A 25728-nucleotide genomic window follows, 5' to 3' on the forward strand; every position below is an offset into this window, starting at 1 on the left:
GGTATGAATGTTTCTGGATTCAACCCACCGCTTATTTCAGAGACCATTCCGGCAAGCTGGTTGCAATCCCGCGGTATGGACTGACAGAGAGTCCATCGATGCGACCGTTATAGGCGTAGACTGTTTTTCTATAACTGGTGAAAATAACCGGCAGCTCATCGTTGAGCTGCTGGTACAGCTCTTTGTATACAGCCTTGCGCTCCTCAATGTCTGTTGTAGCCAGACCTTTGTTATAAAGCTCCTTCACTTTGGGATTGTTGTACCCTTTCAACTCACCATCCACAAATTGCTGCACACCGTCCGAAGGATCTGTCAACATCGGGGTGGAGAAGGAAGCCACGTCGTAATCGCCGCCCTCCACTTTGGAGACTAATGAGTTGAAATCGGCAAACACTTCAGGCTGGAACTGCACGCCAATCGCTTCGAAGTTTTCTTTGGCTACAGCAATGAAGATATCCGTGGCCGGACTTTTCGTTCCGAGGAAGTGCAGGGACAACTTCTTCCCGTTTTTCTCACGAATGCCATCCGCTCCAGGCAACCACCCCGCGTCATCCAGCAATTGATTGGCTTTGTCCGGATCATAGGCGTATGGATTAATGCCTTCTTCCGTATAAGACCAGGAAATAGGTGAAGTTGGGATGTTGGCAACAGCGCCTGCCCCTTGGTTGGCGTCCACATAGATGGACTGACGATCCAGGCCATAAGTAATGGCTTGCCGTACTTCTTTTTCCTGAAGTTGTTCATGCTCCAGATTGAGCTGTAAATATCCGTATGTACTTGGTGTATAAGGCAGAAGGTTGAGGTATGGGATATTTTTCAACTTATCAATATTCTCCTGGGTAGCCGTGAACGAAGTGAAGTCGATCTCTCCCGTTTCAATAAACTGCCAGGTGTCTCCTTCCGATGTTTTATATATGAAATGCTCGGTTTTTGGTTTTCCCTTGTAGTAGAATTCGTTGGCAACGAATCGAACTTCCTGACCAGGAATGAACTTTTCGAGTTTGTACGGGCCATTGCCTACAGGTGTGGCATGAAGATTTTTAATGTATTCGAGCTTTCCGAATTGATAGTCTTTGCCGTAGTAGGCTTTGGACAACACCTCTGAGCCCAATGTAAGCAGAGCAGTTGCATTTGGTTGTTCCAGGGTGACCGAGATCGTTAACGGATCAATAATCTTAATCCCCTCAATGTGATCTGCCGTTCCTTCGGTATATGCTTTGCCGCCTTTCACCTTAGTGGAGAAAATATCAAATCCACCGTCATATGACTTGTCATGCAGAATGGTCCATGTAAAAGCAACATCATCTGCGGTGAGTGCTGAGCCGTCACTGAACTTGGAATCTTTTCTCAGATGAAACGTGTATGTACGCTGATCATCGGACACATCCCAGCTTTCAGCGAGATCAGGAACAGGCAGTCCTTTCTCATCTACAGTCACCAGCGAAGCAAAAAGCAAGGAAGCCACGTTGCCATCATATCCGCTCTGATGGAAGTACGGTGTGAAAGCTCCGCTCGGATCGGTAAGTCCCACAATAACCGTATCCGTCCGTTTTTTTGCCGTCTCAGGTAATTGATTCAGGTCCGTTGCCTGAAATGGCGCATCCATTGCTGCTGAAACCGGAGTCGCTTGAGTGCCCGAATTTGTTGTCTCGCTTCCAGCAGTAGCTGTCTCTGCTCCACCTCCTCCGGCACATGCCGATAACACAATTGCACTACTGATGATTAATGATGCCACGGATAAACCTTTCAATTTCATAAAATCCTCTCCAATTCATAAATGATTCAAATTTTTCTCGCTCAGCCGTTCCTAATTCCCGAAATAATCCAGAATATATACAATTCCAATGAAATTAGTAAGGTATAAGTTCGATAAGCCCTATTATAAGAACCGGAATCGGTTCTGTAAATAGAGAACCACAAAAAAATATTTATATTAAACCCATTAATATCCACTTTAAAGCGATAAAATAGCCGTATGTTTTGTGCGGATTTCCTGAATAAATCTCAGTTCGGCCACAACAAACATACGGCTGGATCGAAGGAATACTTTTTTTCTAAAAACCACATTTTGATAAACGTTATTGCTCCAAATAATTCATGACATTCGGCAAAATTTGTTCCAGTGCATGAAGACGAAGTGAATACTCAACCAGACTTTCTCCTTCAAAATGCGCATAGACCAACCCTGCTCCCCGAAGCTTGGAAAGATGGTCATGAGTAATTCCTTTGGAGAGCTTCAAGTGACGAACAATCTCTATAAACGAACGCGGTCCCTGATGCAGAAAACGCATTATTTTCAGTCTGTTCTTCTCTCCCAAACTGCGGATTACACGCAAATGATGAGTCGGAATATACTCATAATCTCCCATATATATCCTGGAGGAATAATGGCACAGCAGCGTATCCCCGAAATGCAGAATGACATTTAGCGGCTGAAAATGAAATTGTGGCACAAGCAGCAGTCTATCCAGCCCCTGCATATCCCGGAACATCAACCCGTTGGTTGCATCATCGAGTACCTTTTCTTGGGGAGAATCACTTAACTGCTCCTTGCGGTTCAGAACCTCCTGGCGAAGATGTTGTAAGATGGCGGGATCAAGCAAGCGAAAATATTGCTCATTCCAGCCGGTTAATACAAAGGTCATCTTGGTCTGGAAAGCAGCGATATCATCCGTATACGGGAAACTGTACCGACTAAAAATGCCTTGGAGGTCAAGCACTGTTCGTTGGCTGAACCATTCAATAAAATCCTCCGGCTCCTCAATTTCCACTCGCAGACAGACAAGCAGATACATCCATTTCCAATCATCATCCACGTTCATATGTTGCAAGACAGCGGCAAGCTCAGGGGTTAGTTGCTCTTCTGCTTCTTGCGCCCAGGCTATGGATAAATCAATCTTTTTATGCGATTTTCGGCAAATATATGTATGCAAGCTGGCCATGAATTCAAATACAGGCGTAAATCCAACCTCAATGCGATAGCTCAATCTCAACCTCTCCTATCTTGCAAAGTCGTTCCATTATACCCTGTTTGCCGCCGTGCATGCTACCGACTATAGAATACACAAAAAGCCGCACAGTGAAATAATCCACCGTACGGCCTCTCAATGGAACGGGATCACCTGTCTCCAAAATAATAGCTTGGGTCAGGCGCCTTCTTCTTCAACCAACAGTTCCAGCTTAATCACATTTACTCGGGAAATCCGCTTATGCTCTGTCTCTTGAATGACAAATACATAACCCCCATACTCAACCGATTGACCGACCTCAGGTGGAATGGCATCTACTCTGGAGTATAACCAGCCCCCGATGGTATCGTAATCAGCACGGTCCATCTCGAGTCCGAATCGTTCACTGACTTCTTCAATCAGCATCAATCCATCAATGGAGTATTCCATCTCATCCACTTGCTCAATGGCAGGACGTTCCTGGTCGAATTCATCCTGAATCTCACCTACGATCTCTTCCATGATATCTTCAAGTGTGACAAGCCCGGAGGTTCCGCCGTATTCATCAATCAGAATCGCAATCTGTGTCTTGCTACGCTGCATACGCTTGAGCAGATCACTGATCAGGGTGGTATCTGGCACAGCCAGGATGGGCCGGATTACGGAGATGGTATCCGTAAGTTGGGATCGCATCAGATCCTTAATGTGAATAAAGCCGATAATATGATCCTTGTCTCCGTTATATACCGGATACCTTGTTCGCATACTTTCGCTGGCAATCTCCAGATTCTCCAGCATGGACTCATTGGCATTCAGACAAATCATTTCCGTCCGCGGAATCATAATTTCACGGGCGGTTGTATCCGTAAAATCAAATATATTATCAACAAGTGCTAATTCAGTGTTATCAATCAAACCGCTCTTATTGCTTTCTTTCATGAGAATACGTAATTCATCTTCACTATGCGCGTCGTCCATCTCCGAAGCTGGTGCCATTCGGAACAGTCTCAACAAGCCGTTAGCCATACCGTTCAGTGCCCATATGAATGGATACATTAATTTGTAGAAGAACGTTAGCAAAGCCGCAGACCACAGCGTGATCGTTTCAGACTTTCGGATCGCCATCGTCTTGGGAGCAAGTTCCCCCAGTACAATATGCAGGATCGTAATAATCACAAATGCAATGGCAATCGAGATTCCATGAACATAGACGGGTCCCAGTCCAAATGCGGTAAACAGGGGCTCTAACAGGTGTGCAATTGCAGGTTCACCCAACCATCCAAGTCCCAGTGAAGCCAGCGTTATACCTAATTGGCAAGCTGACAGATATGCATCCATATTGCGTATGATATTAGAAGCGTATATTGCATTTTTGTTGCCCGTTTCCACCAAAGCCTCAATCCGACTTCCACGAACTTTCACCATCGCGAATTCCGCCGACACAAAGAAACCATTCATTAATACAAGTAAACCGATTAATACTAAATTTAAAATACTCGGTAAGGGGTCACTCAAATTTTCATCCTATTCGCCGTCATTCTTCGGCAAATAGGTCCACCTCCTTCGAAAATGTAGGATATTTGCCATTCTGCCGCTCATATGCAATTTCAACTTCCCAATGCTTCCACCTCCACCTTGTTCTGTCGAATAACAAAGATATGCTTCTTTTATTATATAATTCTACACTACACAGTCAATCCGTGTCCTATGACTACGAAATGGCACAAACGCCTTATTTCTTTAACAAAAGTAACGATTACGCTGTTTTTCGGAAATAATTTTTACCAGCATACGCCTTTAAGCTTCCTATTTTTCCATTAGTTGAATCCTCTGCAACGTGTGTAGTTGTATTGATAACTGATTAACTTTCGGATCATTAGATAGTTATTCACTTATCATTTTCTATAATACGTGTGACTGCTCGAACAACAACATCAGGATAGTTATTTTGAATGATCATTTTGGCTTCAGCTATACTTTCAGCTCTCAGTTCTTGAGTGTATATGATCCCATAAGAATCTTGGAATTCTACGGAATATTCGATTGCTTCTCGGTCCATTTCTAATCACCTGCCCATTGTTATTGTGCTCTACTAATCACATGATCAATAAGTTTACGCATTCGCAAAATACGTTTAGCGCTCCCCTTCACTAGTAGTTTATTCGATAGTCCTTTTCAAGATAAGCATATTCACTGTCCCTTGTTTGATACGTTCTTGGTTTGATAACTAATAATTCCTTATCTGGGCCAGCCTTGCTAGACGAATTAATTTCGAGCTTCATCACTCGTTCAATGACTTGATGGTCGATATGCTCATTATCTACATCATCCTCGTCTACAAAGCGAACTGTTATGTCCTGTTTTATTCCTTTCCAATTTAGATGACTATTTTGATAACATAATTCCACATTAATCAATGCCTCATCACAATCTATTCTCGACTGTGTGTAAAACTCAATAAATACGTCTTTGTCTCGTGACAATAATTTTATTTCACCTGATTCTGTTTCAAAATTCCCATTCAAATTTAACCCTCGATAAAGACCTTTTGGGAGATGAATACGCAATATTGCATTTTCAGTTGAATTATTGGTATGGGTGAGCTCAATCCATAAATGATTCATTCCTTCTTCTTTTTCCATCATTTTTTTAGACAGCCGTAAATTAAGCATCATTAAATTCCCCCCTTAAAACCTGTGAAACAGAATCAATTACCTTCTGTTTTAATTCGGCAGAAACTCGAGGACTTAATGTAATTGAAACATCATCTGTTATTGTTAGTGTTTCGTTTTCCAAGACACGGTCTGGACTATATAAATGCATCAATTGGCCGATTTTTTCCACTTCCTCTAAAGAAAGAGGCTTTAATTTTTCTTGGATGGATGCTAAGTTCTCACCAGTTCTTGTTAAAGTTATAATTGCTCGAAAATAATGAATGTGTTTATCGGTATATACTCTTTTATTTCCTACCAACTCTAAAGGAGGAACCATGCCTATTTGTGTATAGTACCGAACCGTCCTCAGATTCATCTTAGTATCATCTTCTTGAAGAATTTCTGAGATACGCTTTGCAGTGTACTGATTCATAAACTCACTCCTTTACATTTTAGATTATACCTGTACAGTAAACTGTAATATGTACAGTTTACTGTACAGGTATACATCTAGTCAAACAACTATCCAAAAAAGGAAAAAATCATTTTCTGAAACCACAACCAATTCTTAACTAAACCAAAGAGAGCATCCTAGCCCATGCTTCCGCATGGCTGGATACTCTCTTGTACTATGTCGACTCAATCTCCACTACGGTCTCAGAAGTGGGATTCCAGCGCCATCTGGCTTGTTTCCCGCTTGCGTTATACAATCCACCGATCCAGAATTCATCCTGCTTCAGCAGTGCCCAATCGACTTCTCCATTCAACACCTGAATTCCAAGTTCCGTTAGCGACAGGACTCCGTCACGGAATGTTTCATCATGTTGCATGAAATTAGGGAAAGTTGTTGCACCCGTCATCTGAATTAAAGCATGAGGTCCTTCTGTCATCCGCCTCAGATGTGTCCAGTATTCAAGATCACCCATCCCGAGAATATGCAGCTTGTCCCCTACCTCGCGAAATAATGGATATGGACGCTCCACACCTGCTCTAATGGCCTCCAGTGTTGTCTGCTCAATGAGCCCTAATCCGTTCGATACCGATGGCCAACGAGACAAATGTGCCTTAAAGGCAGCTTTTGCAAAGGGTAGCGCAGAAGTGTCTGCCTGCAAGTAATCCAGATGATGCCGGATATCAGTTGACGTATAGGCTTCCCAGAACTGTGCACCAGCCAGTAGCTCCTCCGTATCAATCACATGCCAACTGCCTGACAGCCGTTCAATCTGTGTGGAGGTGAGCTGCCCCAGTCCCCTAAAGTCCTCGATCTCTGGATACGAGTCAATACAGAGCAGATTCAGTTTCGTATTCTGGAGTACTTGTCCTTTGAAATAATGTAATAGGTACGATAACATCGTCTGATCATAGAGATCGTATTCGAACCATAAGACAATCTCCTTATATTGTTGAAACGAATGCAACTTGCGTTCAAGCTCCTCGATCTGCAAGTATTCCGTCTGTGGAATACCCAACTGCCGCTCTAATACGGATGCCCGATTCTTCCGCTCCTTTGCATCTTTCATATCCTTGGCTACCGGTCCAAACGTGTACAATTCTCTCCATACGAGGATATCTCCCTCGATTCCACTCTCTCTTAAACGATTGGCAGCGTGATCCCCATTCATAATGTGTAACAATCCTTTTCCCCCTTCATACAATTCACTGAACACAGAGACCAGATCCCTTACTGGCATAGAGCGCTTGAGTTTGGATCGGGCATCGAACAGCCTTTTCTTTAATGCAGGTACCTTGACCCCGACTAAATCCGATATTTCCTTGAGCGAGTATCCTTCCAAATAAAACAGTTCAACAGCAATCCGCATCGATGATGGCAATATTGCAATAGAATCACGCAGCGTACGATGCATTTCGTTTTGCACCGCTTGTTTTTCCGGATTATGCGTCTGATCCTCTTCATGGAAAACATGCTCCAACTGCTGAACGGGAATCATGGAATGCTGCTTGCGTCGTAGCCAGCGATAACACTGCCTCTCCACGATCACCTTGAACCACCCGGGAAAAGCCTCCGAGTCTTCCAGCTTGGACAGATTGCCAAAAGCCTCAGTAAACGCCTCCTGCACGACATCCTCTGCCCAAAATGTATTCCCCAACCGATGGTAGGCAACAGCAAGTGCCATCCCGCGATATTGAGACATCAGTTGTGCGTAAGCTTCGGGTTCGCCCTTCATTGCTCCTTCAATCCAAGACTTCAATGCTATGGACTCCCTTCCTATAGGCATGTTGCTTGTTCTGTTCATATATAAGTGCCATGTTTTTAACAAAAGGTTACGTCTGACTCAATTATATAGTAGCCATTTTGAATAACTGCTTATGTAAAAAGCTGCCCCGTTTGCGGATAAACTCCACATTCTCGGGACAGCCTGCAATTCACTATGTGTTAGACCTGTCAAATATCAATTGAAATCGAGAAGCGACAATTAGAATCTGCTTGGAGCTTGTGGGTAATTGCCTACCACGCCCGGATATTGATACAACAATGGCTCATCAAATGTAGCATAGTCGAAGTTGACCATCAACAGCATGATCCGTCTTCCTGTCTTCGGGTCGCTGATGATAATATGGTCACGACCCGCTGCTTCAATAATACCTTGGAATATACGAGCATTCCATTCTTTGTTACCTTCGTATGTCATGTAGAACGTACCGTATTTCCCGAGGTTCAGACGCAAAATATTCTCAATGTAAGATTGCTCAAACTGAGGAGCTGTTGTCGTAACCACTGCACCCGATGGTGTCATAGGGCTTCCACTGGATACGAGTGGGGGTACACTTGTGGAGCTTGGTGATACCATCCCAGGCGTTGGCGACATGGCAGGCATTCCGTTACCGATTTTGTAAGACGTACCTTGAACCTGAGAATTAGCTTGTTGACCTAACACGGAATTCGCTTGCTGACCCATTGTTTGAGTCGTTGGTTGATAAGGCTGATTAATCATGGTGATTCCTCCCCAAATTTAATATACTTCCGGACAGTCATCGCCTGTCGGACTGAAGAAACAATGCGCTTTGAAACGTCCTGTATTTTGCTGGTCATACCACGTTGGTGGACAGTCGCCCACAGGTCGGAAAAACCACAATGAATTGCTCGCTGGCCAGATACGTTCTCCATTAATTACACGCTGTGCCAGACGAATCTCGGATTCTCTAGCCCTTTGGTAGAAGTAACCCTTCTGTGTTGACTCGAAGCCCCCCGGGTTCTGGAATACCATACGATTGATGTCACGAATATCCCGAAAGTCCAGACAATCCACCAGTACCCGGTTCACACCTACATTGCCTACAAGCAGCATGCCCTGTTCGCCGTCACCTTCAGCCTCCGCCCTCATCAGCCTAGCCAGCAGCTTGACGTCCTCTGAGTTGGCTTTAATAACAGCCATAGTCTGTTTCCTCCCTTGTTTCAGCTGTTCATCACCGTACATCGTATTGTGCAGGAGCCCATTCGGTGACACGATTCCATCTTTTTTCCATAAAAAAAAGCCCGGAACCTCACCCAAGGTGAAGTCCCAAAGCAATTCGTTTCTTATAATACTCGCCTGTTTAAGGCTTGGCTTCAATCCAATAATCGTAAGCATGAACAATGTTGCCTTGGTAAGCCTGATGTTCGGCCAGCAGATCCGGAAGCTTGGCAAGTTGAAGTTCCATCTCCGCTGCCCCTTTCTCATAAAAAGAAATATGATGACCTTCATGGTTCTGCTTCATTTCTACCGAAATCATCAACCTTTTTCCCAAACGATCCGCGATCTCCATCTCCTGACTCACAACAGCAGCAATCCCATTGGAACCTTCGGCGTTGTTACGGAAAGCCATCAGCGACACATGATCGAGTGTACGGATCATAAACTCCGCTACAGATGTATCCTTTCCTGGCAACGCGAAGCTATCCAGCCATACAGCAAGGTCTGCGCTTGTTTCGAGATCACTGTCCTTCTTCGTTTCTTCCTGGAAAAATGTAATGTTGGCAGCCCATTCGGTCAATAAGGTGTCCCGACTATTCTCCCACTCTGGCAAAGTGTACGGCTCAATATCCAGATGGATGCCTTCAAATCGTTCATCCGGCTCGGATTCAGCATTATAGTTTTTCACATAATCAATCAACCGCTGAATGCGTGGACGATTCTCCTTTTTGCCCCAGATCGGGTGTCCACCCATCGCGTGGATCTCAATGCCCTGCGCTTTTGCCCGTTTCACAAAACTGCGATAACTGGAATAGGGTTGATCCAGGTCCAAACGGACATACAACCAGTTAATATTCTGCTCTCTAGCAAACGCTAGTATGTGCTCTCCCCCGTCATTCGTCACCTGAGAGGCCTCCCAGATATATGTTCCCCGAATCTCTGGCTGATTGGATGGAATCTCCGGTGATGGCAGTTCTGACGGCTCCAGTTGTCCCCAGTATACGATGTCATGTACAGCAGAACCGGCGTAAGAAGTATGTCCGCTGAATGCGGAGGCAACTTCTTCAATAACACTTTCCAGTTGTGCTGCACCTTTACCAGCAAATGTCGTGAACTCCTCGCCAGGCATGGGCTTGGTGTTCAACCCAACCGTGACGCTCACATTGCTAGCATCTGCCCAGTTCATTTCCTGTTCAATCAAACGTATGACACCATTGTTCCCTTGCGCATTATCACGGTAAGCGAGTAAAGTGACATGCTCCACTCGTTCAATGAACCAACGTGACAATGGTTCGTTATCTGCATCTTCAGAAACTCTATTTCCTGTGACGGTGTACGAATCCAGCCAGAATGGCAAATCAATATTCACTGCAACTGCGCCATCCTGTCTCACTTGCTCAAATAACAGATTCATATTGGCTACCCAGGATTGTACCAGTGGCTGGGCATCTTCTTTCCAGGCTGGTAACACATAGGGCTTGATATCCAGATGTATGGCATCAAATTGCTCGTTGGGCTCAGCAGCTTGATTGTAATCACTTACCCACGACGCTAATCTGAGCATGGGGCCTTCACGGCCACTGAGTGCCCAGGATGGATCGCCTCCCAACGCTTCAACCGCAATACCCGCACGGCTTGCTTTGGCTATAAACGTCTGGTATACCTCCTTGGACAGCGTCATGTCTACATTCACGTACAGCCTGTTTATCTTATGTTTAGCTGCATTGGCCAACAGCTCATCTCCGTTGCTAACAGACTGTGCCTGCCATACCCAGGCCGCCCGTATATCTGCGCCGTCAGCTTCAGCAGGTGACTCATTCCCTATCATTATCATCCCTCCGATCAGCAGTAACAGCCAAAATACCTTCCGGGATTGTTTCCCGAACATATACTCCCTCCATTCCTCTACTGTTGTAAAATCACATTTATTATAGCAACCGAGTTATTAAAAACAAATAAGCCCAAGTGCTTAACTTGGGCTTATTACTATTATGTTGGGAAATCTTAGGGCTTGCCCGAGTCAATCCCGGTTCTAGTCCTCATATATCATTTTTCGGGTCATGCCTCCATCAATAACGAGGTTGGTCCCTGTGACAAAGGTATTGCTTGGGTCAGATAAATATAAACAAGCACGGGAGATATCCGAAGGAACACCCACACGACCGGATGGATGCTGTTCATGATCCTCCTTTTTCAATTTCTCCACGTCTCCTGTCTCAATCCATCCCGGACTGATACAATTGACCCGAATTTGGTCCTTGCCCAGTGAGACCGCCAGCGCATGCGTCAGAGCTACAATCGCTCCTTTGGATGCGGCATAAGCTTCGGTATCCGGCTCAGACATCAGTGCACGGGTAGAAGCCATGTTGATAATGGCGCCCCCGTGTTCATTGCTTTTCATATGTTTGGCTGCTTCCCGACTCGCCAAAAAGCAACTTCTTACATTGGTATTAAGTACATCGTCCCATTCTTCCAGCGTTAGCTCATAGGGTGATTTCCATTTGGCGAGTCCTGCATTATTCACCAAAACATCAATTTGCTTGAATTCTTCCACGGTTGTGCGAAAAAGATTTGTAATATCCTGCTCGCTCCGAACATCACATTGCACAAAAATGGCTTCTCCGCCTTCATTACGAATGGAAGCTGCGGCTGCGGCACCCTCGGCTTCCTTGTGATCGGCAAGTACAACTTTGGCTCCAGCGACCGCATAAGCCTCAGCCACACTTCGTCCTATTCCCTGAGCGGCCCCAGTTACAACAACGACCTGATCTGTAAATGACATATTGATTGCCTCCTCTATGGTAATGATCCTTTGATCATAATCTTATAAGCCTCTTCTTATATAAAAACACGTTAGCCCCATTAAGAAACGCTTGTCCAGTAAATAATCAAAAAAAGCTCACGCCATCTTGGCGCAAGCTGCTCGGTTTAACCACGTAGGCGTTCGGAATATACGCGATTATATCGCTCGAAGCCTACATAACGCGTCCCTTTGAACGAGAGCCGTCCTTCGTCCCCCTCAGCACATAAACCATACTCTTCGCCATTGACTTTGAATTCGAGCCGATCTCCACTTTCTACTTCAAAGGTGACGTAATATAATGTTCGTGCTGTACTGCCTGGTTCAGATTGCGACTGACTCATCTTCATCCGTCTGCTGGTGATTCGTGAAGGCACGGTCAACAGCGGCTCCGAGTTGTTGCGTCCCCACCTCCATACCTCCTTTCCCATCGACAGAAGGACTATACCTATAATCAGAACAAATACAACCGGAAAGACGGTTCCAAACAAATCAAACATCCAGGATGATTCAATGCCCATGTCTCTCCCTCCGTTCATACAACTTAGGACAGCCGGAGTCTTGACCCGTCTCCTGTAAATGTATATGCGCGTAAACAAGGAACTTGTTATCCGGATTGAAATCGAACAGTGTGAAGGGAAAAACCCTCCGGTAGAATACCGAAGGGTTGCTTCATACGAAAATAAGTATTATTTCATTATCTAATATCCTGTTTAACTAGCAGCCATGTTTTACTTAAAGGTTGTTGCAAATCGATGATCCAACAATATAACCTGATTGACCTGTCCCTCTTTTGTCAGCATGAACGATGCACGATAGATAGCCAAATCATCTTTTTCCGCTTGCAGCGACTTCTCATCCAGGAATGTTTCCTTCTGAATATGATAGGCATAATCGATATTACGTTCAGATTCGACTAAAACATGTTCCTTGCCATACAGATCGAGAATCTCTTGATGTGTCATCCCCGCCTCTGCCCCGCGAGCCGTCTTAAAGTGCCCTTTCGAGTCCTTATTCAAGATGATACTAACGACTTTAGCATCCCTATAACCAATCGTGATCCCGTTATTGTATTGATAGGATTGACCCACACCGGTTGATGTTCCCTCACCGAGGATTTTCTCCGCCTCTTCCTGACTCATTCCATACGTAATCTTATCCTCACTGTCGGTCTTCGTCACAGCCAGATCCTGTTCTGAAAATTCGTTTGGGTTGAATTTGCTATTGCTGCAAGCCGTGATCATGATTAATAATAATACCGCAACAACCCATGTTATTTTTCTCCAGTGGCCATTCTTCATGTACTCACCTCTGAGGTTTTTCCAATATTTTATCATATTTTTTAATGAAAAAATAATTCGTGGTGACGTTATAACCATTCCTCACAAAATAAAAAGGGTATCCGATATGTAGTTACTCTTGTACCATTATCCGCTCCAACTGAGATAACAGTCTCAGGTATAGCACTGCTATCTCAGTTCAAGCAAACCCATGTTACCATTGAGGATGCATATTTAATAAAGCAAAGGACAATTAGCATAGCCTGTTACCGGATTCACGCTAATTGTGTGATCACAAGATGTGCCGATACAGGTCTTGTTCCGCCTGCAAGAGGCGTCATGGTTAATGCAGTGGGATTACCGGCTGGATTTCGTACGGTTAGTATTGAATTTATTACTGTTGTTTGCACGATAGCCATTCCTGGCATCTGACTTGTGCCTGTTGCCCGTCCCACTACTGAAGTGGAAAGATCAGCACCATTGAGTGTTAACATAAGTTGCCCAGCTTCATTCATACTCCCCTGGAACAAAACTAAATACGTACCAATGGCCGCCAGATTGAATGAACTAGGTCCCGTGCGAGAGATCGTTGTTCCACTTGTTGGGCCATCTTGAGGGAAGTTAACATCTGCACCTGGAGCAACCGTTGCAGCATTATCAGGTGGCATCAGCGCGAAAAAGTCAGCAAACCCGAGTACGCCTCCAGCTACTCCTGTTGTACCTGTAACTCCTGTGGCTCCAACAGGACCAGCTACTCCTGTTGCACCCGTAACTCCTGTGGTTCCAGCAGGACCAGTTACTCCTGTTGTACCTATCGGGCCTACTGCTCCTGTCGCACCTGCTGGGCCAGTGGCTCCAGTGGGACCCGGGAAACCTTGTGGTCCGATAGCTCCGGCAGGTCCCGGGTTACCTTGCGGCCCTTGTGGCCCCACACTGCCAGCTTCGCCTGGAATCCCCTGAGCTCCCATGGGTCCAGCGGGTCCGACCGGACCTTGAGAGCCTACTGCTCCAGCAGGACCAGGCTGTCCCTGAGGTCCTTGTGGTCCAGGTGGCCCCCCCGCTGGTCCTTGAGCTCCAGGTGGCCCTTCAACCCCTTGTTTACCTTGGATACCCTGTACGCCTTGTTTACCTTGTGGCCCTGTTGGGCCAACAACAGTAGGTGTAGATATGTTCACTTCTGGAGGCGGACATTTTACTTGAACGAATTTTTTGACCACTTTCACTCGGCGTTCTTTCCTTTTAACTTTACACGGATGTAATGATGCCTTTTTTCTCTTCATACGTTTCTTCACTTCTGAATGACTCACGGTGTGGACACCTCCCTATAGACATAGTTTAACGTACGTATGTAGATGAAAAGATGCATGGACGATCAACCATTTTAGTAAAAAACTCGGCTTATTTCCAGCAAAAACAATATAATTGATATCACATCGCCCATACGGTTGATCTGAGTTGGTCATCACCATCGATTGAGTCGAGCTGGTTTGCGCGACGATATGTTCACAAAAAAACTCATGCCATTTGGGCATGAGTTGCTTGGTTTAACCACACAGATGTTCCGAATAAAACCGATTAGTTCGTTCAAAGCATATATATGTTGTCCCTTGAAAGAGGACCGTCTTAAATCTGCATCGGATGTACGACGATATAGGAGTTTTGACAAAAGGGTAACCACGACCTCCATAACGTGTTGAGTTCACTTATACTGAGTTTTCGATTGTAATATTCGTCATCACAATTAATCTTGTGATCTAACGATTCAGCCAAGTAAAAATGCGTTTCATCATAGCCAACGACGGGAACAAAATGCAAATACCGTTGTTTGGGATGTACTCTAATAAATAAAATAACAGGCACTCCTTTGCTGATCTGTTTCTTCAACGTATTCACATTTCCACGTAAGTACATTGCCTGATATCCTAGCTTCCTGAAAAAAACAACGACCGCTTTGGGATATACCGTCCCATCCAGTAATTTGCGAGGATAAGTTTCATAAATCTTTGTTCCGTTGGACTCCAAACCGAAATGTCTCAAGACGAACGCACTGGAAAATGCAGCGCATTCGTAGTTTTTCTGAATATCCAACCGATTTGAAGATTGAATGTAATAAGTGCTTGGCACATTGACTGTGTACATGCGATCTTTCTTAGGAAAACTGAAATACAGGGAGATCACCCAGAGAATAATCAACCAAAGTAATACATTGAGAAACAATACGTCACCTCCTTCGCTTCATCAGATGATATACTCTACCTTTTAAGTATGCCATTCACTAGACAATAAACTATAAGTCACAATATTCTCGTAATGATCGTAAACCCATTGAGCTTCTCTGGATGTACCCTCATTTGTAAATCCGATTTTCTCAGGAATAGCCCTGCTTCTAAAATTGTTTTCTGCACATTGAATGATCACACGATTTAACTTCAACTCGTTAAAGAGATATTTAAGCAATTGTTCTATTGATTTGGTAATGATTCCTTTGCCCTGTGCTGACTCAGCTAAAAAATATCCAATGCTCGTTGCTCGATTGTTCCAATCAATATAATGTAATCCTAACATCCCGACCAATTGTCCATTGAACCATATTCCGGAATCAAAACCGTTCCTCTCTTCATAATTATGTGTCCATACATCTATTACAGAATCTAAATCGCTGGGCGATTGTCGTTTATCAACCCAGAGTAACCACACTCTCAAGTACTCTCGATTCTCATCAATTAACGCATACAACTCATCTCTATCTCGAGATTGGATCAGCTTTAATACAATAGATTCATTCACTTGAAAAGGCAGCATCCTGTTCCTCCCACTCAATCTAACTATAAGGTTATTTTAGGTGTTCATTCCTCGCACCAGTTTTTAAGAACCCATTCTTTAATCTGTTCAGCTACTCCCACTGCTGTAAACTCTGTCGTATCAATTGTTTGCATTGGCGGGTCAAACGCAGTTTCCGAATTCTGGAGTAACCAGTTGGCAAAATTTTTGTGATCTTCAACCAGGTTTTCATCCCACCCACGAGCTCTTAAACGCGTCTCGCGAGTAACATCGTCACAATGCAAATTCATATATAGAATTCGATCAAATCGATCGATGTAATCCGACGATGCAATGTTTTCCGGAACCATCGTTCCACATAAAACAGTCCCTCGTCCACTTAGCGATATGCTATACGCAATCCTCAACCAATTCTCTTTGGCAATCTGCCAATCCACGTTATCGATGATATCCATATCAAAGACGTCAAATTCGGGAAGTTGCTTCCGAATAATCGAAGAGATCGTTGTTTTTCCTGTTCCACTTGCGCCTGTCACTATAAATAGCGGTAATTTGCTCATAACTAGCTCCTTTAGTTAAAATAAAATTTGATTTATTACGTTCTCCATTGATCTGCTTTCAACCCATAAATAATCCTGTTTAAATATGCACCGTTAATATATTCGTAATCTCTTAATTCACCTTCACGTTGAAAGCCTAATTTTTCAGGTATTGCGCGGCTTTTGAAGTTGTCTGTTGCTACGCCAATTTCAACTTTATTTAATTCAAGTTCATCAAATGCGTGAGCAATTAACACTTTAATCGATTTTGTAATAAGTCCCCTACCCTCATATTCCTGACCTAGCCAATATCCTATTTCAGTCTTCTTGTTTTCTTGATCAATGTATAAGTATCCAATAGAACCAGCAAGCTCGTCTCCACACCAGATTCCTAACCAATAACCATCATCTTGAGCATAGCGTATACGTGTTCCCTTGATGAAATTTCTTGAATCCTCTTCTGTTAATGTCATACTGGGGAACTTCAACCACGCTCCTATATTATCCCTGTTTCGATCGATCAGATTATATAATTGGGGTGCATCTTTCATTGCCAATAGTGATATATAGGTAGCAGTATCCACTTGATATTTAAACATAGCCCACACTCCGATTCATTTCATTTAATCACCGTTTTCTTGCTTTAATCACAAAGGATACAGGTAACATCTTTGCTCTTTTAAGGAGACTATCGCTATTATTATGTAATTGCATGATATCCTCATCGGATTCTTCTATCATTTGTTCAATGACAAATCCCGCTTTTGCTAACGCATTGACATAGGTTGATAGTTGACGATCAGCCAAGGTTAGTTCACCCTGAACAAAATCAGGTGATACCGCATACCACGATTCATCAGAATATGGCTTATTAAAGACAAATCTATCATTTTCTTCAACGACACATCTATGAATTGGATGAGACCAGCTGAAAATAAAAATGCCATCTTTCTTTAAATAAGAAGCGATTCTGCTGAAGGTACCTTGAAGATCAGTGGTCCAACCGATGGCATAAATTGAATACACAGCGTCAAAATAATTCGTAGGAATACCACATTCCTCTTCCATGGGTGAACATATCAATGTTGCCGAAATACCGTGTGTCCTCAAGTGTTGTTGTGTCTTTTCGATCTGTTTCTGTGATATATCCATCCCCCACAGCTCACTAGCGTTGTGATCCCCATGATACCGCAAGGATTGACCATCTCCACAGCCTACCTCTAACATCTTTAATCCTGAGACATCCCCAAATAGTTGGTTTTTTTCTTCTGATATGAATGTTCCATAATGTGGAAGCACGATTGCTCTCAAATAGTCATTCCCTCTTGTATCCCAATAAAAGCTGTTTGTTTCATAAACACTGTTCTTGTTCATCTGTTAGCCTCCTTATATACACCCTGCATCCAAACTTCACTTGTTACCTTCGTTGAAATATGTAATCTCATGGCCATTAAGTAAGCTTTTAAAGCCGTTGCTGTAGTACGGCATGAGCTCATCTGCCTGTGTCTGTGTTATATCCAACCATGCAATCTCAGAGATTTCGTCTGGTCTTGATATCTCTTCTCTCCCTCCGACGATTTCAGCTCTGAATGTGATAAAAATGGCATGTTCTTTAATTTCTTCAAATTTACACTCGTTTATTGCTACAATACCGTGGACGCCAACATCAAGTCCTGTTTCTTCTTTGGCTTCCCTGATTGCTGCTTGTTCCCATGATTCATCGGTTTCAACAGCTCCGCCAGGCAGCGACCAGCTTGAACGTCCTACATTTCTTACTGCAAGCACTTTAGATTTGGATGGATTGGTTAGTAGTGAGTATACTACATCGACTCGTTTCATTGATTGAACTTCCTTTCGGGAATTGACCTTCCTACGTTTTTTGATATAAAATTCATAACCTCAAGATACATAAACTAGCACACCCATGTATATCAACTAGTTGCTCTATACTCTCCTTGAAAATTATATTGATAGCTGTCATCTACACGTATATATCCGAGAATACAATATCCTCTTTCTCTGTATAAAACGCTAGAATAGTTTTTATTGTCTGTGTTCCCCTCTGCAACCAATAATTGATCACCGTCACAGGCCAACACAATTCCAATGTGATCGTGAGAATTATCCGTTAAGAGCTTCTCATAAATGACTATATCACCACGCTCTGGTTCAAATCCTTCTTGCATATCCCGATAAAAGAATCCTGTTTCAGCTAGCTGAGCCCAGTCCAACCAAGCACCCACCCCAGCTAATCGATACATTCGATTAGGATATCGAATAGGGAGTTTTATTCCAACTTTCATACAACAATGATATACGAATGCGGCACACCAATTGGCTTCAAGTACTTTACAGATATCAGAATCCGGCCAATATTTGCAAATTTCCTGATATCGTTGATCCCCTGAAGTACCAATAATATTCTGCCTTGCCAGCGTTTCTGCGAAATCAGCTAACTTAGAACGCCGCTCTTCAGTATTTATGTGAACTGTTTGCACATTAACATTAACGTCTGCTTTTATTTTCTCCTTCGAAATCCCCAATTCAGTAAATACATTCTGTATTCTACTTATCTCTACCTTCGATAAGCTTCTATTTGGATTCTGGAAGTATATCTGAAACAGTATGGCATCTTTAATAACTTCTTCATATGGGCCCTGAACTAGATGTGTATCTTCCTGATAAAAGATTGATTTAAGAATGATAGACAGTTCATCGATCGTAAAAATTCCAGCACTGCGTAATATGGGTCTAACAGCATCCGCACTATTAGGACCAGGAAAGTCTTCGATTCCTGTTTTGTAGAAATAAAAACCGTGGAGTAACCCTGCAATCGCACTAATTTCCGAATCCTGTACTCTTTTCATAGCAAGCATGGAAGCAAAATTAGAAACCCCATAAAGATGAACCAACATACCCTCCTTGTTAATACTTTCCTCAAGAAGCATTTCATGAACGAGACTACGAACAGTGTCCAGCCGTTTAGAATTCTTTCCTGAACTCAAACTTTGGCCTCCCTACCTTTCTTGACTGGGTCATATTCGGCTTTATTCCTAGACCCATATCTATGATGAATCTGCAATTAAAGTTAATATTAGAGAATACACTGTAATATGTAACACGCTTAAATATTATTCTTATCACTGAACTCAATGCAAAAAGGTTGCATTTCAGGTTCTAAACAATACTCTATTCTTTCTCTGAAGTTTTTCCATTCGACTTTTAAAATGGCTTCATCGATCGGAAAGAAACCAGACTCTAAACTCTCCGATGATGTGATTAATTCTCCTCCTATTGGTTTGGCTAGAAATAATGTGTTACATATTGAATTTTCGATATTCTGAAATATTCCACAGAATTTGATAATTTCAATGTCGATTCCGGACTCCTCTTTCGTTTCTCTGATCGCAGCTTGACTTAGGGATTCTCCTTCTTCTACTTGACCACCTGGCATTTCCCATCCTCTACGTGGTCCTCTAATAAGTAATAATTCATTTTTGTCGTTTAGCACGATTGCAGCGGCAGATAAGATATGTTTTGGAGGGCTCATTTATTCGACTCCTTCTAAAGAGATTGGATATGCATTGAGGAACATGTTCTATAGCCAGACTAAAAAAAGTTATATATCCCGTCTTCAAAATAATTATATTCTTCATCCGTTATTCTTAACTTTCCATATCCGTTATAAAATATTTCTCTATCTCTTTCATTATCAAACGCATTATGTTTCGGTCTAATGGCTAATGCTACATCATATCTTGGATCGCCATAAGCGGCGCCTGCCCAGTCAATAACGCCAACGATATTGCAATCATTAACTAACACATTATCTATAGTAAAATCTCCATGAATGAAAGTGTTCTCTATTGGTTTTGGTCTTCCTTCTTTCAACTGTTGAAGTCGTTCTGCTGAGCCGTCTACAGCAAAGTGAGTTAGATTATATTCTGCTCTATTAAGCATTGTATCTAACCAAGGACTGTCATTGTTCAATAATTCAACAGGACAAGAGCATTCATGTATTTTCTTTAAACAGAGCCCAAAGTTAAAAATCGCTTTTTCTTTACATTGGAGGTCAGGCATCGTAGAGAGAAATTCTCTTAAACTTAATCCATCAATATAATCCATCAGAAGCCATCTCGATGTGTCCTCAGTATGAAATGAATATACCTTTGGAACAGGGAGTCCCGTATGGTAAAGGTATTGGAGCACCTTATATTCATCGGATAACCATTCATTATAAAGATCGTTTTCTGTCTTCTTGATGATGTACTTTTGATCAAACGTATCCAGTATAGCCACAGTAGAAGTATGAACTTGCTTAGGAAAAGTGATTTTCTGAACTTTCCCTATATGTTCTTTTATTTCAATTGGGATATCTTGAATATTCATGGTTTCATCCTTTCTACCGCTCTAAAAGTACAAATCCCATCCCATAATCAATGCAGCGAACAGGAAAGCCGACATGCCAGACATAATGTATACCGCCGTTTTCTTTTTACTGTAACTTCCTTTCAGCAATTTGTAGAATAACAAGACAAGGTACGCCACAGCTAGAATCACATAAATCAGGTTGAAGATGAGATGGATGCGTAATGAAGAATAGGGGGAAAAACCTAAGGCACGCATGAACAATAGGATTGTATTCAAAATCAATGCTACACTGGCAATATTAATAGCAATATGATATTTATCAAATCCTGTACCTGGTCTTTCCCAGTTTTTTAATTTGTATTTGGATAACCGAATAAAATAGCCAATTATCGCTCTCAGACTGAGTAGGATAGCCACTGGAAGAGCAATAAAAGATGCTTTGATCAAGTTTGTCGTTAAGTTGGATACGGGCAAAAAGTCATTATAAGGAATGGAGACCTTCTCAATAGTTCCGTTACGCTCAACAACATTTGCAAAGTTACTAAGGTCAAATGTTGTATACTTCTGCAGACTTAACATCGAATATGCCTTCGTAAAACCGGAAACGACCCGCCGCGTAGGCAAATAATATCCTCCACTCTCAGATGTAACCGAATTTGTACTGAAACTACTTCCAAACACCTTCTGGACAAGACCAACGCTATAAGCGATTTCATTTGACTGGTTTGTCATGACCACTAACCCAAACTTAGACTCCGGGTCAAAAACAAATTTACTTGTAAATCCTGCCGTATTTCCAGCGTGTTCCAGCGCAGGCACCCAGTACTCCACTTCAAAGAAGCCATGCGCAATTCGAGGAGTAGAAGTTCCATCGTAATATAGACTTGTTGACAGCATCTCGTCTAACGTGTCCTTGTTCGCGAATAATAAATTGCTACGATCCACTGGTATTAAGGCTGCAAGGAATTTGGCTGCATCTTCTGCTGTACCAATGGCCCCACCTGAAGGATATAAACTTATGTATATTCTGTTCTTTGGGATGAGCTTCAGATTCGTAGTGTACCCCTGAATCTCATTTCTTCGTTTCAAGACGTTTAGATTATCATACTGTGACGGGTGAATCGAAGTATCTTTCATATTCAGCGGTTTAAATATATGTTCATTGACGTATTTATAAAAGGGTTGTCCGCTTTGCACTTCAACGATGTAGGCGGCCAGAGCTGTACCATAGTTTGAATAAGCCACTATGCTCTCCGGTTCATAAATCTGTCTGGGTTCAAATTTTTGTAAAGCTTCTTCTAATTCTACAATGTCTTTCTCGGATGAATACCATAAATCGATCAACCTATCCTCCCATCCTGCGTTATGATGCATAAGGTTCATTAGGGTAATGGGAGCATCGTATTCAAGCTTCTTTAGAAATCCTTCCGGCAAATATTCCTGAATATCGGTATCCAAATCAAGCTTCCCCTGCTCTACAAGCTGCATAACACTCGTCCAGACCAATAGTTTAGAACCTGAACCCCATTCAAACACAGTAGAGGTATCTGCCTTTCTCTGTTGCTCAAAATCTGCGTATCCATAGGCCTTATTCACAATAGTCTCACCGTTCTTGATAGCTACAACCGAAACGGCAGCGGTATTCTTCTGATTTGTGGCCACATATGAATCAATCGTTTCCTCTAGAGAAGACAACGCAATTCTGGAGGGTGTAGTCTCCATCTGCTCTACCTCAGCGTGCACAGGTACCGAACATGTCATAATGATGAATGCGAGTGACAGAAAACAAGCGATTACTTTATTAAGACCGTGATATCTTCGATTAATCTGCATTAGCCACTCTCCTTATCTTTCTCCTATAGTTTTCGTGCCTTTATCAAAAAGGTTACAGGGAGCATCTTTGCTTTATTTACAAAATCATCATTTTAGGTGGACTCATCATCTCAGTCATTGCTTTGATACTGTCGGTCTTAAATTTCAGAAAATAACAGAAGGTTGGATTGGGGATAGCTTTACTTTGGAAGTATAACAGCACAGGAGACATCACATACATTTATGTGAGTGGGGCAGATAAGTATTATCAAGCGGTCCGGATCGTCAAACGTCTACTGGGGCGCAAGTCTACCGCTGAGCTTCAGACAAATAAGAGGCGGAGATGGAGTGCCATCTGGTGATACAGTCGTGACTGTTGGTTGGGCAGTAACCCCAAAAATTAATCCTAGAGACAGAGCAAGCAATCCTAATTTCTTCTTCACTTATTGATCCTCCTTTTTTATATTCTTATAAAATACACCATAATAATCAATTAAATTCCAATATTACCCTAAATTTTCTTTGGTAAAGCTGACATTATAGAGAATCCTAAGATTACACTAGCCACAATCACTAAATAGTCATTAACAATAATATATTGATATATAGAATCATTTAACCATCCAAATGAGGCCCATACATAACTTAAAGAAACAATAAGAGCAGGTAAAGTTATCAGTAGGAAACCCGATGTGTCCTGTTGTTTTGTTGATCTCAATTGTCCTCTAATCATTAATCCAAGAACCACACCAATACCTCCGAAGAAAACAATTGGTATAATTGTTATCAAAAAAGGACTAACATCAAATCTCGTTCTGGCTTGCGTTAGTTGGTTATTGAGTAACATAGATCCAACTGCGAATAAAACAATAATTAAAACAAGATAAATCAAATTTTTGAGTATTCCATTTGCTTTAGTTTCCATTTAAGTATTCCCCTCTCTTCTGTCGGATACCCTAATTTTAACATTTGTGGGATTTAAAATCCATAATAATAAAAAAAGACTCCTCCAGCTTTATGCCAGTGAAGTCATATTTACCTATGCTATCGGATTTGTTCCTATATCACTATAATTATCCTTTTTGTTCAGATTAGTCTGAGACAATGAACCAATCGAAGTTCTCAGGACCTACACGAATAACAGGTACCAGGCTAGTGCCTATAAAAGCAGTGTACGTCAATTGTAGTAAGAGTGGTGGATTGAAATCTTTTGCTGGAAATGTGATAATCTGTGGTGCCAGAGGGCCAAAGTCATTCGTAGATGTCGCGGAATAAATAACTGATTCAGTTGCTAACGTTCCTCTTACAATAGTAATCGTGATAACAACCAAGATAACACTTTCAAAGTGTCCTTTAATCGCCATAAAAAAATACACCCCCTAGAATTTCATCGGCTAAACCCAGAGGTTTTTCCAATATCCTATTCTAAGGGAGGTACTTCAGGGGCAAAACATTGATATATCAGCTTATTTTGATCAGTTTTGATAACTAAGCGTACATCAAGTCCATATACCCGCGAGTTACATTTCCACCTTCGGCTGGCTCGGGCTGGTCTGCCTGTGCGTGTTCTGCCATGCAAGCCTTCACCGCTTCCTCTGTCGTACAACGATTGGCATCGTCACATGTGTAGCATAATTGAAGCATATATCTGGTTAATTCATCCGCCTGCGTGATTTGAGTTTGACCGTTGGTTCTCATCTTCATCACTCCTTCTCTTGTTGAGTTAAATATATCACCTTCTGGTGGATTTATTTGTGATTTAATTCACAAACTAAACAAAAAAAGAAAGGAACCCTCAGGCTCCTCAACTTTCCCCTATCTATTCACATCTGTAATACCTTACTATTAAAGCACTTTCCAATGTACACCGCCATCCACCGTTTGCAATAACAACGATCTTTTGGCATCTGTATTTTCAACCAGTATCCAGCCAAGCTTGGAGGTAACCATCTGCATCTTCACAATCTCCGGATAGTCTTCCAAAATTTTCTCCAGTACACTGCTTGCGGGAAGAGCGCTCCACGTTTTGCCCGCATCCTTGGTGTGGTAGGTTATGCCCTTTTGCATCGCCCAACCTTCTAATGCGTTTAGAAATACCGGTGAAAGGTTACGATTCGCACCCGTTTGTTTATTCAAAGTGAAATTGGACAGCTTCCAGCTCTTTCCACCATCTGTGGTGAAAAAACCATTAAATGTCGTACTCTCGCCTTGGGAACAGGACATTGACATCCAGGCTGACTGTGCTTCACGTCCAAAAAATTGTGGTGAACTGACACTGAAATTACCACACCCGTTGAATTTGTTTCGATCAAAGAAGGATGGTCCAGTATTCCAGTTCTCTCCGCCGTCTGATGTTACATACAACTTCGGTGTGCCGAACTCAAGCGCTGTTAAGAAACCATGCTTTGGATCCGAGAAAGTCATCCCCGTGGTGTATCCACGTTTGGAAATCTCTTCTGTTTCCTGTTTACCGTCTTCATCACTGGATGCCATCCGATTCCAGGTGATTCCACCGTCCTCGGTGAAGTAAAGTTTCTTGTCCTGTTTACCAATAGCGGTATCCACCGTGGTAAGAATCCAGCCTTTTTCAGGAGATACAAATGAGATCGCAGTCACTTTATCCGTCTTGGACAGAGAAGACAGACTCCAAGTTACGCCCCCATTGTTGGTGCGAAGCACCATGGTATCTGTTCCACCCATGCCTTCACGAACAATCCAACCATGTGTGCGATCTACAAAATAAATGCTTTGTCCATATTCAGGGTTAGCCGGAAATTGTACATTTTCCGAAGGTGAAATATTGGTCCAGGTCTTTCCCTGATCCTGAGTGTAGTACAAGCGCAGCGCATTCCGCGTCACGCCCCACGCCAATCCTCCGTTGTCATTGAGCAACTGAAAATCGGTCAAGCGGGTCTGTATTTGGTACTTGGCCATATCTGCAGATTCTGTACTGTTCACAGGGGGAACGACAGTTAATGTCTGCCCTGTATTCCCGGCGTCCTCCTGCTGCTGCGGAGGTTCTGCTTCCGGAGGTTGATCTGAGTCGGTGCAGGCAGCCAGTACAGCTGCTATACCTATAGACAGCAATGCTGTCTGCGCGATTTTAATCCATTGCGAACGCAAGTGGGTT

At 42.7% G+C, this 25728-nt stretch carries 28 protein-coding genes; all 28 read right to left on the bottom strand.

Going from position 1 to position 25728, the window contains the following annotated elements; all coding sequences use genetic code 11:
* Positions 1-31: 31 nt before the first annotated feature.
* Positions 32-1756 (bottom strand): ABC transporter substrate-binding protein, encoded by a 1725-nt coding sequence (locus QVE09_RS03930; protein WP_315935771.1) that lies wholly within the window; start codon positions 1754-1756, stop codon positions 32-34.
* A 322-nt stretch (positions 1757-2078) separates the two neighbouring features.
* Positions 2079-2987 (bottom strand): ArsR/SmtB family transcription factor, encoded by a 909-nt coding sequence (locus QVE09_RS03935; RefSeq protein ID WP_315935772.1) that lies wholly within the window; start codon positions 2985-2987, stop codon positions 2079-2081.
* 159 nt (positions 2988-3146) lie between these two features.
* Positions 3147-4463: a hemolysin family protein gene (locus QVE09_RS03940; RefSeq protein ID WP_315935773.1), complete on the bottom strand. Its 1317-nt coding sequence runs from the start codon at positions 4461-4463 to the stop codon at positions 3147-3149.
* Between the two features lie 373 nt (positions 4464-4836).
* On the bottom strand, positions 4837-5007 hold the full coding sequence (locus QVE09_RS03945) for a hypothetical protein (RefSeq protein ID WP_315935774.1): 171 nt from the start codon (positions 5005-5007) through the stop codon (positions 4837-4839).
* Positions 5008-5098: 91 nt separating this feature from the next.
* On the bottom strand, positions 5099-5623 hold the full coding sequence (locus tag QVE09_RS03950) for a hypothetical protein (protein WP_315935775.1): 525 nt from the start codon (positions 5621-5623) through the stop codon (positions 5099-5101).
* On the bottom strand, positions 5613-6035 hold the full coding sequence (locus QVE09_RS03955) for a MerR family transcriptional regulator (protein WP_315935776.1): 423 nt from the start codon (positions 6033-6035) through the stop codon (positions 5613-5615). The genes QVE09_RS03950 and QVE09_RS03955 overlap by 11 nt, the downstream gene beginning before the upstream one ends.
* 196 nt (positions 6036-6231) lie before the next feature.
* The gene (locus QVE09_RS03960; RefSeq protein WP_315935777.1) at positions 6232-7812 is read right to left on the bottom strand and encodes a sigma-70 family RNA polymerase sigma factor; all 1581 of its coding nucleotides are present in this window, start codon (positions 7810-7812) and stop codon (positions 6232-6234) included.
* A gap of 225 nt (positions 7813-8037) precedes the next feature.
* A complete protein-coding gene (gene gerQ / locus QVE09_RS03965; protein ID WP_397387010.1) occupies positions 8038-8499 on the bottom strand; it encodes a spore coat protein GerQ in 462 nt (153 codons plus the stop codon).
* 75 nt (positions 8500-8574) lie between these two features.
* On the bottom strand, positions 8575-8997 hold the full coding sequence (locus QVE09_RS03970; protein WP_211082322.1) for a cell wall hydrolase: 423 nt from the start codon (positions 8995-8997) through the stop codon (positions 8575-8577).
* Between the two features lie 160 nt (positions 8998-9157).
* The gene (locus tag QVE09_RS03975; RefSeq protein WP_315935778.1) at positions 9158-10843 is read right to left on the bottom strand and encodes a hypothetical protein; all 1686 of its coding nucleotides are present in this window, start codon (positions 10841-10843) and stop codon (positions 9158-9160) included.
* 204 nt (positions 10844-11047) lie between these two features.
* A complete protein-coding gene (locus QVE09_RS03980; RefSeq protein ID WP_076250310.1) occupies positions 11048-11797 on the bottom strand; it encodes a glucose 1-dehydrogenase in 750 nt (249 codons plus the stop codon).
* A gap of 146 nt (positions 11798-11943) precedes the next feature.
* On the bottom strand, positions 11944-12336 hold the full coding sequence (locus tag QVE09_RS03985) for a DUF2500 domain-containing protein (RefSeq protein WP_017688132.1): 393 nt from the start codon (positions 12334-12336) through the stop codon (positions 11944-11946).
* Between the two features lie 210 nt (positions 12337-12546).
* A complete protein-coding gene (locus QVE09_RS03990) occupies positions 12547-13116 on the bottom strand; it encodes a hypothetical protein (RefSeq protein WP_315935779.1) in 570 nt (189 codons plus the stop codon).
* Positions 13117-13370: 254 nt separating this feature from the next.
* A complete protein-coding gene (locus tag QVE09_RS03995) occupies positions 13371-14402 on the bottom strand; it encodes a collagen-like protein (RefSeq protein ID WP_315935780.1) in 1032 nt (343 codons plus the stop codon).
* Positions 14403-14718: 316 nt separating this feature from the next.
* On the bottom strand, positions 14719-15234 hold the full coding sequence (locus tag QVE09_RS04000; protein ID WP_315936090.1) for a C39 family peptidase: 516 nt from the start codon (positions 15232-15234) through the stop codon (positions 14719-14721).
* A 120-nt stretch (positions 15235-15354) separates the two neighbouring features.
* Positions 15355-15897 carry a GNAT family N-acetyltransferase gene (locus QVE09_RS04005; protein ID WP_315935781.1) on the bottom strand — a complete coding sequence of 181 codons (543 nt, stop codon included), beginning with the start codon at positions 15895-15897 and terminating at the stop codon, positions 15355-15357.
* Positions 15898-15941: 44 nt separating this feature from the next.
* Positions 15942-16436: an AAA family ATPase gene (locus QVE09_RS04010; protein WP_315935782.1), complete on the bottom strand. Its 495-nt coding sequence runs from the start codon at positions 16434-16436 to the stop codon at positions 15942-15944.
* 35 nt (positions 16437-16471) lie between these two features.
* Positions 16472-17014 carry a GNAT family N-acetyltransferase gene (locus QVE09_RS04015; RefSeq protein ID WP_315935783.1) on the bottom strand — a complete coding sequence of 181 codons (543 nt, stop codon included), beginning with the start codon at positions 17012-17014 and terminating at the stop codon, positions 16472-16474.
* A 28-nt stretch (positions 17015-17042) separates the two neighbouring features.
* Complete coding sequence (locus QVE09_RS04020; RefSeq protein ID WP_315935784.1) at positions 17043-17789, bottom strand: class I SAM-dependent methyltransferase; 747 nt, start codon at positions 17787-17789, stop codon at positions 17043-17045.
* A gap of 36 nt (positions 17790-17825) precedes the next feature.
* Positions 17826-18254 (bottom strand): NUDIX hydrolase, encoded by a 429-nt coding sequence (locus QVE09_RS04025; protein WP_315935785.1) that lies wholly within the window; start codon positions 18252-18254, stop codon positions 17826-17828.
* Between the two features lie 92 nt (positions 18255-18346).
* Positions 18347-19420, bottom strand: a complete 1074-nt coding sequence (locus QVE09_RS04030) for a CHAP domain-containing protein (RefSeq protein ID WP_315935786.1) — start codon at positions 19418-19420, stop codon at positions 18347-18349.
* A 119-nt stretch (positions 19421-19539) separates the two neighbouring features.
* Positions 19540-19965 (bottom strand): NUDIX hydrolase, encoded by a 426-nt coding sequence (locus tag QVE09_RS04035; RefSeq protein WP_315935787.1) that lies wholly within the window; start codon positions 19963-19965, stop codon positions 19540-19542.
* A gap of 59 nt (positions 19966-20024) precedes the next feature.
* Positions 20025-20804, bottom strand: a complete 780-nt coding sequence (locus tag QVE09_RS04040) for a phosphotransferase family protein (RefSeq protein ID WP_315935788.1) — start codon at positions 20802-20804, stop codon at positions 20025-20027.
* Positions 20805-20825: 21 nt separating this feature from the next.
* A complete protein-coding gene (locus QVE09_RS04045; RefSeq protein ID WP_315935789.1) occupies positions 20826-22619 on the bottom strand; it encodes a serine hydrolase domain-containing protein in 1794 nt (597 codons plus the stop codon).
* 490 nt (positions 22620-23109) lie between these two features.
* Positions 23110-23523: a hypothetical protein gene (locus tag QVE09_RS04050; RefSeq protein ID WP_315935790.1), complete on the bottom strand. Its 414-nt coding sequence runs from the start codon at positions 23521-23523 to the stop codon at positions 23110-23112.
* A 166-nt stretch (positions 23524-23689) separates the two neighbouring features.
* Positions 23690-23962, bottom strand: a complete 273-nt coding sequence (locus QVE09_RS04055) for a hypothetical protein (protein ID WP_315935791.1) — start codon at positions 23960-23962, stop codon at positions 23690-23692.
* Positions 23963-24086: 124 nt separating this feature from the next.
* Complete coding sequence (locus tag QVE09_RS04060) at positions 24087-24296, bottom strand: hypothetical protein (protein WP_315935792.1); 210 nt, start codon at positions 24294-24296, stop codon at positions 24087-24089.
* A gap of 147 nt (positions 24297-24443) precedes the next feature.
* A complete protein-coding gene (locus tag QVE09_RS04065; RefSeq protein ID WP_315935793.1) occupies positions 24444-25721 on the bottom strand; it encodes a WD40/YVTN/BNR-like repeat-containing protein in 1278 nt (425 codons plus the stop codon).
* Positions 25722-25728 lie beyond the last annotated feature (7 nt).

The sequence above is a fragment of the Paenibacillus sp. ClWae2A genome (genome assembly GCF_032452295.1).
In the GTDB taxonomy this organism is placed as follows: domain Bacteria; phylum Bacillota; class Bacilli; order Paenibacillales; family Paenibacillaceae; genus Paenibacillus.

Bases quoted from the DNA above. Each gene is read 5' to 3' on its own strand.
- QVE09_RS03950 (WP_315935775.1), bottom strand. From the start codon at position 5,623: ATGATGCTTAATTTACGGCTGTCTAAAAAAATGATGGAAAAAGAAGAA.
- QVE09_RS03955 (WP_315935776.1), bottom strand. From the start codon at position 6,035: ATGAATCAGTACACTGCAAAGCGTATCTCAGAAATTCTTCAAGAAGAT.
- QVE09_RS04040 (WP_315935788.1), bottom strand. From the start codon at position 20,804: ATGAATATTCAAGATATCCCAATTGAAATAAAAGAACATATAGGGAAA.
- QVE09_RS04015 (WP_315935783.1), bottom strand. From the start codon at position 17,014: ATGTTTAAATATCAAGTGGATACTGCTACCTATATATCACTATTGGCA.
- QVE09_RS04045 (WP_315935789.1), bottom strand. From the start codon at position 22,619: ATGCAGATTAATCGAAGATATCACGGTCTTAATAAAGTAATCGCTTGT.
- QVE09_RS04000 (WP_315936090.1), bottom strand. From the start codon at position 15,234: ATGTACACAGTCAATGTGCCAAGCACTTATTACATTCAATCTTCAAAT.
- QVE09_RS03970 (WP_211082322.1), bottom strand. From the start codon at position 8,997: ATGGCTGTTATTAAAGCCAACTCAGAGGACGTCAAGCTGCTGGCTAGG.
- QVE09_RS03975 (WP_315935778.1), bottom strand. From the start codon at position 10,843: ATGATAGGGAATGAGTCACCTGCTGAAGCTGACGGCGCAGATATACGG.
- QVE09_RS03980 (WP_076250310.1), bottom strand. From the start codon at position 11,797: ATGTCATTTACAGATCAGGTCGTTGTTGTAACTGGGGCCGCTCAGGGA.
- QVE09_RS04005 (WP_315935781.1), bottom strand. From the start codon at position 15,897: ATGCTGCCTTTTCAAGTGAATGAATCTATTGTATTAAAGCTGATCCAA.
- QVE09_RS04035 (WP_315935787.1), bottom strand. From the start codon at position 19,965: ATGAGCCCTCCAAAACATATCTTATCTGCCGCTGCAATCGTGCTAAAC.
- QVE09_RS04010 (WP_315935782.1), bottom strand. From the start codon at position 16,436: ATGAGCAAATTACCGCTATTTATAGTGACAGGCGCAAGTGGAACAGGA.
- QVE09_RS04050 (WP_315935790.1), bottom strand. From the start codon at position 23,523: ATGGAAACTAAAGCAAATGGAATACTCAAAAATTTGATTTATCTTGTT.
- QVE09_RS04060 (WP_315935792.1), bottom strand. From the start codon at position 24,296: ATGAGAACCAACGGTCAAACTCAAATCACGCAGGCGGATGAATTAACC.
- QVE09_RS04020 (WP_315935784.1), bottom strand. From the start codon at position 17,789: ATGAACAAGAACAGTGTTTATGAAACAAACAGCTTTTATTGGGATACA.
- QVE09_RS03930 (WP_315935771.1), bottom strand. From the start codon at position 1,756: ATGAAATTGAAAGGTTTATCCGTGGCATCATTAATCATCAGTAGTGCA.
- QVE09_RS03985 (WP_017688132.1), bottom strand. From the start codon at position 12,336: ATGGGCATTGAATCATCCTGGATGTTTGATTTGTTTGGAACCGTCTTT.
- QVE09_RS04055 (WP_315935791.1), bottom strand. From the start codon at position 23,962: ATGGCGATTAAAGGACACTTTGAAAGTGTTATCTTGGTTGTTATCACG.
- QVE09_RS04025 (WP_315935785.1), bottom strand. From the start codon at position 18,254: ATGAAACGAGTCGATGTAGTATACTCACTACTAACCAATCCATCCAAA.
- QVE09_RS03945 (WP_315935774.1), bottom strand. From the start codon at position 5,007: ATGGACCGAGAAGCAATCGAATATTCCGTAGAATTCCAAGATTCTTAT.
- QVE09_RS03990 (WP_315935779.1), bottom strand. From the start codon at position 13,116: ATGAAGAATGGCCACTGGAGAAAAATAACATGGGTTGTTGCGGTATTA.